Source organism: Kitasatospora sp. NPDC030952, from assembly GCF_055571335.1.
On record NZ_JBVIFM010000045.1, the window covers coordinates 23,355 to 30,804 of the forward strand.

The following is a 7,450-nucleotide window of genomic DNA, read 5'->3' on the forward strand; positions in this document are numbered from 1 at the left end:
GTGCGGCCTCACCGGACCGACGAGCGGAGAGCGTGGGATGGCGCAGGCGCACCAGTCCGGGCGCGTCGGAGTGGGCCGGCACCGGCGGGTCCGTCGCCGCAGGGTCGGCGGGCCCGTCCGGGTGCTGCTGGCGATGCTGCTCGCGGCGCTGGCGCTGGGCGGCGCCGTGCCGTACGTGTCCGGGCCCGCGCGGGCGTACCTCAGCTATCTGGTGCTGGCCGCGCAGGAGGACGCCGCGGGGGCCGCGCGGGCGGGGGCGGAGAGCCGGGCGGCCGGCGGACAGGTGGTGCAGGAGTACCCGCAGATCGGGGCGGTGCTGGCGTACGCGACCGGGGGATTCGCGGACAGGGTGCGGGCGCGGCCCGGGATCGCGGCGGTCGGGGCGACGCGGACGGTGCCGGTGGTGGGGCCGCCGCGGGCGGTGGCCGGGGCGGGGGACTTCGCGGCGGGAGGACGGGGTGGGGGCTCGGAGGGGCGGGGCTCGGAGGGGCGGAGTTCGGTGGGGCGGAGTTCGGTGGGGCGGAGTTCGGTGGTGCGGGGCTCGGTGGGGCGGGGTTCGGTGGTGCGGGGCTCGGTGGGGCGGGGTTCGGAGGGGCGGAGTGCGGTGGGGCGGGGTTCGGAGGGGTTGGATGACGAGGGGACGGTGACGGTTCCGGATCCGGCGGAGGGCGGGGAGTGGAACCTCGCCATGATCCATGCGGCGTCGGGGCCGACCGGGGATACGGCGTCCGGGGGCGCGCCGGGCGCGGATGCGCTGCGGAAGGTGCTGGTCGCGGTGCTGGACTCGGGCGTCGACGACACCCACCCGGACCTGCGGGCGGCCGTCGACCCGAAGGCCTCGGTCTCCTGCGCCGACGGCCGTCCGGACGCCCGGACCGGCTCCTGGCGGCCCGACCCCGGGGTCGGGGAGAGCGGGCACGGCACCCACGTCGCCGGGATCATCGGCGCGGCCGGGGCGGGGAAGGGCGTCACCGGGGTCGCCCCCGGGGTGCGGATCGCCGCCGTCCGGCTGCTCGGGCCGCTCGGGCAGTACTACGCGGAGAACATCGTCTGCGGGATGCTCTGGGCCGCCGACCACGGGGCCAAGGCGATCAACGACAGCTACTTCGCCGACCCGTGGAAGTACAACTGCCCCGAGGACCGCGACCAGGCCGCGCTGATCACCGCCGTCGGCCGGGCCGTCGGGTACGCCCGGCGCAAGGGCGCGGTGGTGGTCGCCTCCGCCGGCAACGACGGGCAGGACCTCGGCGCCGCCCGGCTCGACGAACGCAGCCCCAACGACCGGGTCTCCGAGCCGGCCCAGAGCCGCCACCTGGGCACCGAGTGCATCCGCCTTCCCGGCGAACTGCCCGGGGTCGTCACCGTGACGGCCGTCAACCGGGACGGGCATCCGTCCTCGTACACCAACTACGGGCGCGGCCGGGTCTCGCTGGCAGCCCCGGGCGGGGACCCGGACGGCGGGGCGCAGGGGGCGATCATCTCGGACTGGCCGGGCGGGCAGTACGCGGCGCTGGCGGGGACCTCGATGGCGGCGGCGCACGTGACGGGGGCGGTGGCGGTGGCGGCGGCGCTGCATCCGGGGTTCGGGGCGGGGCAGCTGGCGGAGTTGTTGGCGGTCACGGCGGCGGGAGGGTGTCCGGTGGGGATGGGGGGGTGTGGGGATCGGCGGTATTTCGGGGTGGGGGTGTTGGGGGTGCCGCGGTGAGGGGGCCGCTGCGCGGGGCTGTTGTTGGGGGGTGGGCTTTCGGGAGGGTGGGTGGCGCCGGGGGCGGTTCCGGGGGTGGGCGCTCCGGGGGCTGGGTGATTTTCCGACTGCCGACTCTGTGGGTGGGGGGTTGAGACCGTTGGCAGTCTGAAAATCACCCGTCACGCCCCTCTCCGCACCCACCCCCTCCACCGCCCCCTCCCGCAGCGCGTCCCTCTCGCCTGGGTCGGGTGGGAGGGGAGGTGGTGAGGGGGTGAGGGGTGGGTGGGCGTGGGTGGGTGCGGGTGGGTGCGGGTTGGGGGGTGGGTGTTGTGGGGGGGCGGGGTGTTGCCTGGGCGCCCGGTGGGGGTGTGGGGGGTCCGGGATACTGGGGGGCATGAGGCTGACGGAGTTCTGGCGACGGATGTACGCGCACTTCGGGGAGGGGTATGCGGAGTCGTTCGCGTCCGATCACGTGATGAGTGAGTTGGGTGGGCGGACGGTGCGCCAGGCGTTGGAGGCGGGTTGGGAGGCCAAGGACGTCTGGCGGGTGGTCTGTGAGACTCAGGGGGTTTCCGCGCAGCTGCGGTGAGCGCCTGTCGTGGGGGCGGTGAGACAGACTGTCCGGGTGACTACGAGCGGAGAGCAGAAGGACCCGGACGCGGAGCGGACGCGGGCGGGGGGCGGGGTGTTGTGGGGCGGGATGCCGCCCTGGTTGCCGCGGGCGATGGTGCTGTTCCTGGTGCTGGTGGGGCTGTTCCAGCTGGCGGACTGGGCGTTCCGGCAGTTGATCGACCTGTTCGTGATGCTGCTGGTGGCCTTCTTCCTCTCGTTGGCGCTGGAGCCGGCCGTGGACCGGATGGCGGCGCGCGGGGTGCGGCGGGGGGTGGGGACCTTCCTGGTGTTCGTCGCGGTCGGGGTCGCGGTGGTGGGGTTCCTGGCGGCGCTCGGCACGTTGTTGGTGGATCAGGTGGCGAAGATCGCCGGGGACCTGCCACACCTGGTCGACAATCTGATCGGCTGGGTCAACCGGACCTTCCATCAGGACCTTTCGCTGGGTGAGCTGCAGAAGCGGCTGCTGAAGGACTCCGGGACGCTCGAGGGCTACGCCCAGCAGGCCGCGGACAACGTGTGGGGCGTGTCGTCCACGCTGATCGGGGGGCTGTTCCAGACCTTCACGGTCGGGCTGTTCACCTTCTACTTCACCGCCGAGGGCCCGCGGGTGCGCCGGACGGTGTGTTCGCTGCTGCCGCCCGCCAAGCAGGGCGAGGTGCTGCGGGCCTGGGAGATCGCGCTGGCCAAGACCGGCGGCTACCTGTACTCGCGGGCGGTGCTGGCGGTGGTGTCGGCGGCCGGGCACTGGGTGATGTTCGCGCTGATCGACCTGCCGTACTCGGCCGCGCTGGCGGTCTGGGTCGGCGTCATGTCGCAGTTCGTGCCGACCATCGGGACGTACCTGGCGGGTGCGCTGCCGGTGCTGGTGGCGCTCACCCTGGAGCCGGTGGACGCGCTGTGGGTGCTGGTCTTCACGGTGGTCTACCAGCAGGTCGAGAACTACGTGCTGCACCCGAGGATCACCGCCCGGACGGTCGACGTGCACCCGGCGGTGGCCTTCGGCGCGGTGATCGCGGGCGCGGCGCTGCTGGGTGCGGTGGGCGCGCTGATCGCGATCCCGGCGGCGGCGACCCTGCAGGGCTTCGTCGGGACGTACGTGCGGCGGTACGAGGTGGCCACCGACCCGCGGATCGACCGGGGCGAGCAGCGGCGGGCCCGCCGGGAGCTGCGTCGGGAGGCGGCGCGGCGGCTGCGCCGGATGGTCGGCGGCGAGGGGGAGTGACGGGCGGGGAGTGACGGACGGTGCGGGGCGGGTGGTGGGGTGGATCCACTGCCCGCCCCGCGGCGTGTTCGGGAGCTGCGGGGCTTGAATCGAACAGATGTTCTTTTGTACTCTCCGGCGTGGAGTTTTCCACAGGGCGAGCCGGGTGGGGCTCGTTTGTCAGTGGGACGCGCTAGCGTCGAGGACGATGAAGCGCACAGCACAGAACCCGAGGGAAAAAGCCATGGCAGGTACGGACAAGGAGAAGGCCCTCGAGGCCGCGCTCGCCCAGATCGAGCGACAGTTCGGCAAGGGCTCGGTGATGCGCCTCGGCGAGAAGGCGAACGAGCCGATCGAGGTGATCTCCACCGGGTCGACCGCCCTCGACGTCGCCCTCGGGGTCGGCGGCATCCCGCGCGGCCGGGTGGTCGAGATCTACGGCCCCGAGTCCTCCGGTAAGACCACTCTGACCCTGCACCTCGCCGCCAACGCCCAGAAGGCCGGCGGCAGGGTCGCCTTCGTCGACGCGGAGCACGCGCTCGACCCGGAGTACGCCAAGAAGCTCGGCGTGGACACCGATGAGCTGCTGGTCAGCCAGCCGGACACCGGTGAGCAGGCCCTGGAGATCACCGACATGCTGATCCGCTCCGGCGCGGTCGACCTGGTGATCATCGACTCGGTCGCGGCGCTCGTGCCGCGCGCCGAGATCGAGGGTGAGATGGGTGACTCGCACGTCGGTCTGCAGGCCCGACTGATGAGCCAGGCGCTGCGCAAGATCGCCGGTGCGCTGAACCAGTCGAACACCACCGCGATCTTCATCAACCAGCTGCGCGAGAAGATCGGTGTGATGTTCGGCTCGCCGGAGACCACGACCGGTGGCCGGGCGCTGAAGTTCTACGCCTCGGTCCGTCTGGACATCCGCCGGATCGAGACCCTGAAGGACGGCACCGAGGCGGTCGGCAACCGCACCCGGGTCAAGGTCGTCAAGAACAAGGTCGCCGCGCCGTTCAAGCAGGCCGAGTTCGACATCCTGTACGGCATCGGCATCAGCCGCGAGGGCGGCCTGATCGACATGGGCGTCGAGCACGGCTTCATCCGCAAGTCCGGCGCCTGGTACACCTACGAGGGCGACCAGCTCGGCCAGGGCAAGGAGAACGCCCGCAACTTCCTGCGGGACAACCCGCAGCTCGCCGACGAGATCGAGCGGAAGATCAAGGGCAAGCTCGGTATCGGCCCCAAGGCCGAGGAGCCGGCCGAGGGCGAGCCGGAGGCCGCTGCCGAAGACGGTGCCGCCAAGCCGATCACCGCGACCGCCGCCAAGACGGCCGCGGCGAAGAAGACGGCGGCTGCCAAGGCCTGAGCCGTTGATGCAGCACGAGATGGTGGGCGGTGGCCCGGAGGACGACGACTACGGGCCGCCGGACTGGTTCGCCGCGGTGGCGGAGGAGCCCGAGCCCGAGTCGGAGCCGGGGCCGGGGCCGGGGCCTGTCGGGGAGCAGGAGGCGGGGGCCTCGATCGAGGCGCTCGGGCTGGTCTCCGCCTCCGAGCTGCCCACCGGGCGCCGTCGTCGCCGTTCGGCGCTGGGTGGGGAGCCGGGCGCTGAGGGCGGGGCCGGGGCGGCCGGGCACGGGGGTGTGGCCGCCCCGCCCGCTTCGCCGGCCCGTCCGCGCCGCAGCCGGCGGGGTGGGCGTTCCGGCGAGGGGGCGCCGGAGGAGAAGGCCCCCGGCTCGCGGAAGCGGGCCGAGGAGGAGGCGGATCCGGAGAGTCGCGCCCGTGACATCTGTCTGCGGCTGCTGACCGGCGCCGCCAAGAGCCGTAAGCAGCTCGCCGACGCCCTGCGGAAGCGGGAGATCCCGGAGGACGTCGCCGAGGGGGTGCTCAGCCGGCTGGAAGAGGTCGGGCTGATCGACGACGCGGCCTTCGCGGCGGCCTGGGTGGAGTCCCGGCACGCCGTCCGGGGCTTGTCCCGGCGGGCGCTGGCGCAGGAGCTGCGGACCAAGGGCGTGACCGCCGAACTGGTCGAGCAGGCCCTCGTCCAGGTCGACCACGACGACGAGACGGAAGCGGCCCGGGCGCTGGTCGAGCGCAAGCTGCGGTCCACCCGGGGGCTGGATCCGCAGGTCCGCACCCGGCGGCTGGTCGGCATGCTGGCTCGGCGCGGCTACTCCGAGGGCCTCGCCTTCCGGGTGGTGCGCGGTGTGCTGGAGGAGGAGGCGGCCGGAGAGCCGTCGGCAAACGAGTGGGGGTAGTGGAGGGAGTGACGGTTCGGCGTGTTTCTTGGTCTGAACCAGGCCGAGTCTTGACCCTTTCGTGACCCCGACCTAGCCTCGCACTCAGTGCGGGGCCGCTTCCGGACGGCGCCCAGCGCAAGGACGGGGAGTGGGGCGCATGGGGATCTCGGCGGGTACCGGTCCGGGTGGCGCTCTGGTGCCGATCGTCGGGTCGGCCGTCGCCGTCCTGGTGGTGCTCGCGGTGTTCGCCGTGCTGGTGTTCCGGCGGCTGCGGACCGCGCAGCGGCAGGCCCTGGCCGAGGCCGAGCGGGCCCGCCGGTCGGCCGAGGAACAGAGCGGCCGGCAGCGGGCCGAACTGGCCCGGCGCGAGGAGAGTCTGGCCGAGGAGCTGCGCAGGCTGCGCCAGCGGGAGGACGAACTGGCCGAGCGCTCGGCGGAGTTGGCGCGATCCCGGGGCGAGGTCGAGGCGCTGGTGGCCCGGCGGGCGGCGGCACTCGAACGCGCCGCGGGGCTCTCCGCCGAGCAGGCGCACGCCCAACTCCTGCGCGAGGCCGAGGAGTCGGCCCGGCGGGAGGCGGCCGTCACGGTCCGGGAGATCGAGCGCGGAGCCAAGGAGGAGGGTGAGCGCCGGGCCCGGGAGATCCTGGCCGGGGCGATCCAGCGGCTGGCCTCGGAACAGACCGCGGAGACCGCCGTCACCGTCTTCCGGTTGCCGGGCGAGGAGATGAAGGGCCGGATCATCGGCCGGGAGGGCCGCAACATCCGCGCCTTCGAGGCGGTCACCGGCGTCAACCTGATCGTCGACGACACCCCCGCCTCGGTGCAGCTCTCCTGCTTCGACCCGGTCCGTCGGGAGGCCGCCCGGCTCACCCTGGAGCAGCTGGTCGAGGACGGCCGGATCCAGCCGAGCCGGATCGAGCACGTCCACGAGCGCAGCCGGGTGGAGGTCGAGCAGCGCTGCGTCCGGGCCGGCGAGGACGCCCTGCTGGACGCCCGGATCGGCGGGATGCACCCCGAACTGGTCCGCACCCTGGGCTCCTTGCGCTACCGCGCCTCGTACGGGCAGAACGTGCTCGGGCACCTGCTGGAGTCCGCGCACCTGGCCGGGATGATGGCCGCCGAGCTCGGGGTCGACCCGGAGCCGGTGCGCCGGGCGGCGCTGCTGCACGACATCGGCAAGGCGCTCACCCACGAGGCGGAGGGCAGCCACGCGGCGGTCGGCGCGGACTTCGCCCGGCGGCACGGGGAGTCGCCCGAGGTGGTGCACGCGATCGCCGCCCACCACGGCGAGGTGGAGCCCCGTACCGTGACGGCCGTGCTGACCCAGGCCGCGGACGCCTGCTCGGGCGGGCGTCCGGGCGCGCGCAAGGAGTCGCTGGAGCTGTACGTGCGGCGGCTGGCGCGGCTGGAGGAGATCGCCCGCTCGCACAGCGGGGTCGCGGAGGTGTACGCGATGCAGGCGGGTCGCGAGGTGCGGGTGATGGTGCGGCCGGACACCGTGGACGACCTCGGGGCGGAGCTGATCGCCCGTGAGGTGGCCCGGCAGGTCTCGGCGGAGCTGACCTACCCGGGCCAGATCCGGGTGACGGTGGTCCGGGAGAGCCGGGCCACGGCGGTGGCCGGTTAGGGCGCGTATTTGGTCGTGATCAATCTGTGGGATTCGCCCTCGTGGCGGGGTCTGATCCGGTAGACCATGTCGTGTGGCGCGATTCCAACTGA

At 73.6% G+C, this 7,450-nt stretch carries 6 protein-coding genes; all 6 read left to right on the top strand.

The genetic code is table 11. The features are described from left to right. Nucleotides 1–37 precede the first annotated feature (37 nt). The 6 genes from ACZ47G_RS39090 to rny all read left to right on the top strand — a co-directional run bounded on the left by ACZ47G_RS39090 (nt 38) and on the right by rny (nt 7,358). Nucleotides 38–1,705 carry a S8 family serine peptidase gene (locus tag ACZ47G_RS39090; RefSeq protein ID WP_465751191.1) on the top strand — a complete coding sequence of 556 codons (1,668 nt, stop codon included), beginning with the start codon at nt 38–40 and terminating at the stop codon, nt 1,703–1,705. A gap of 376 nt (nt 1,706–2,081) precedes the next feature. Further along, nucleotides 2,082–2,276 carry a DUF3046 domain-containing protein gene (locus tag ACZ47G_RS39095; RefSeq protein ID WP_350507756.1) on the top strand — a complete coding sequence of 65 codons (195 nt, stop codon included), beginning with the start codon at nt 2,082–2,084 and terminating at the stop codon, nt 2,274–2,276. Nucleotides 2,277–2,387: 111 nt separating this feature from the next. After that, the gene (locus ACZ47G_RS39100) at nt 2,388–3,521 is read left to right on the top strand and encodes an AI-2E family transporter (RefSeq protein WP_465751201.1); all 1,134 of its coding nucleotides are present in this window, start codon (nt 2,388–2,390) and stop codon (nt 3,519–3,521) included. A gap of 223 nt (nt 3,522–3,744) precedes the next feature. Next, the gene (gene recA / locus ACZ47G_RS39105; protein ID WP_465751193.1) at nt 3,745–4,860 is read left to right on the top strand and encodes a recombinase RecA; all 1,116 of its coding nucleotides are present in this window, start codon (nt 3,745–3,747) and stop codon (nt 4,858–4,860) included. A gap of 7 nt (nt 4,861–4,867) precedes the next feature. Continuing rightward, complete coding sequence (locus ACZ47G_RS39110; RefSeq protein ID WP_465751195.1) at nt 4,868–5,749, top strand: regulatory protein RecX; 882 nt, start codon at nt 4,868–4,870, stop codon at nt 5,747–5,749. Between the two features lie 178 nt (nt 5,750–5,927). After that, on the top strand, nt 5,928–7,358 hold the full coding sequence (gene rny / locus ACZ47G_RS39115; protein ID WP_465751197.1) for a ribonuclease Y: 1,431 nt from the start codon (nt 5,928–5,930) through the stop codon (nt 7,356–7,358). The last annotated feature ends 92 nt before the right edge of the window (nt 7,359–7,450 follow it).

Bases quoted from the DNA above. Each gene is read 5' to 3' on its own strand.
- recA (WP_465751193.1), top strand. From the start codon at position 3,745: ATGGCAGGTACGGACAAGGAGAAGGCCCTCGAGGCCGCGCTCGCCCAG.
- ACZ47G_RS39110 (WP_465751195.1), top strand. From the start codon at position 4,868: ATGCAGCACGAGATGGTGGGCGGTGGCCCGGAGGACGACGACTACGGG.
- ACZ47G_RS39090 (WP_465751191.1), top strand. From the start codon at position 38: ATGGCGCAGGCGCACCAGTCCGGGCGCGTCGGAGTGGGCCGGCACCGG.
- ACZ47G_RS39100 (WP_465751201.1), top strand. From the start codon at position 2,388: ATGCCGCCCTGGTTGCCGCGGGCGATGGTGCTGTTCCTGGTGCTGGTG.
- ACZ47G_RS39095 (WP_350507756.1), top strand. From the start codon at position 2,082: ATGAGGCTGACGGAGTTCTGGCGACGGATGTACGCGCACTTCGGGGAG.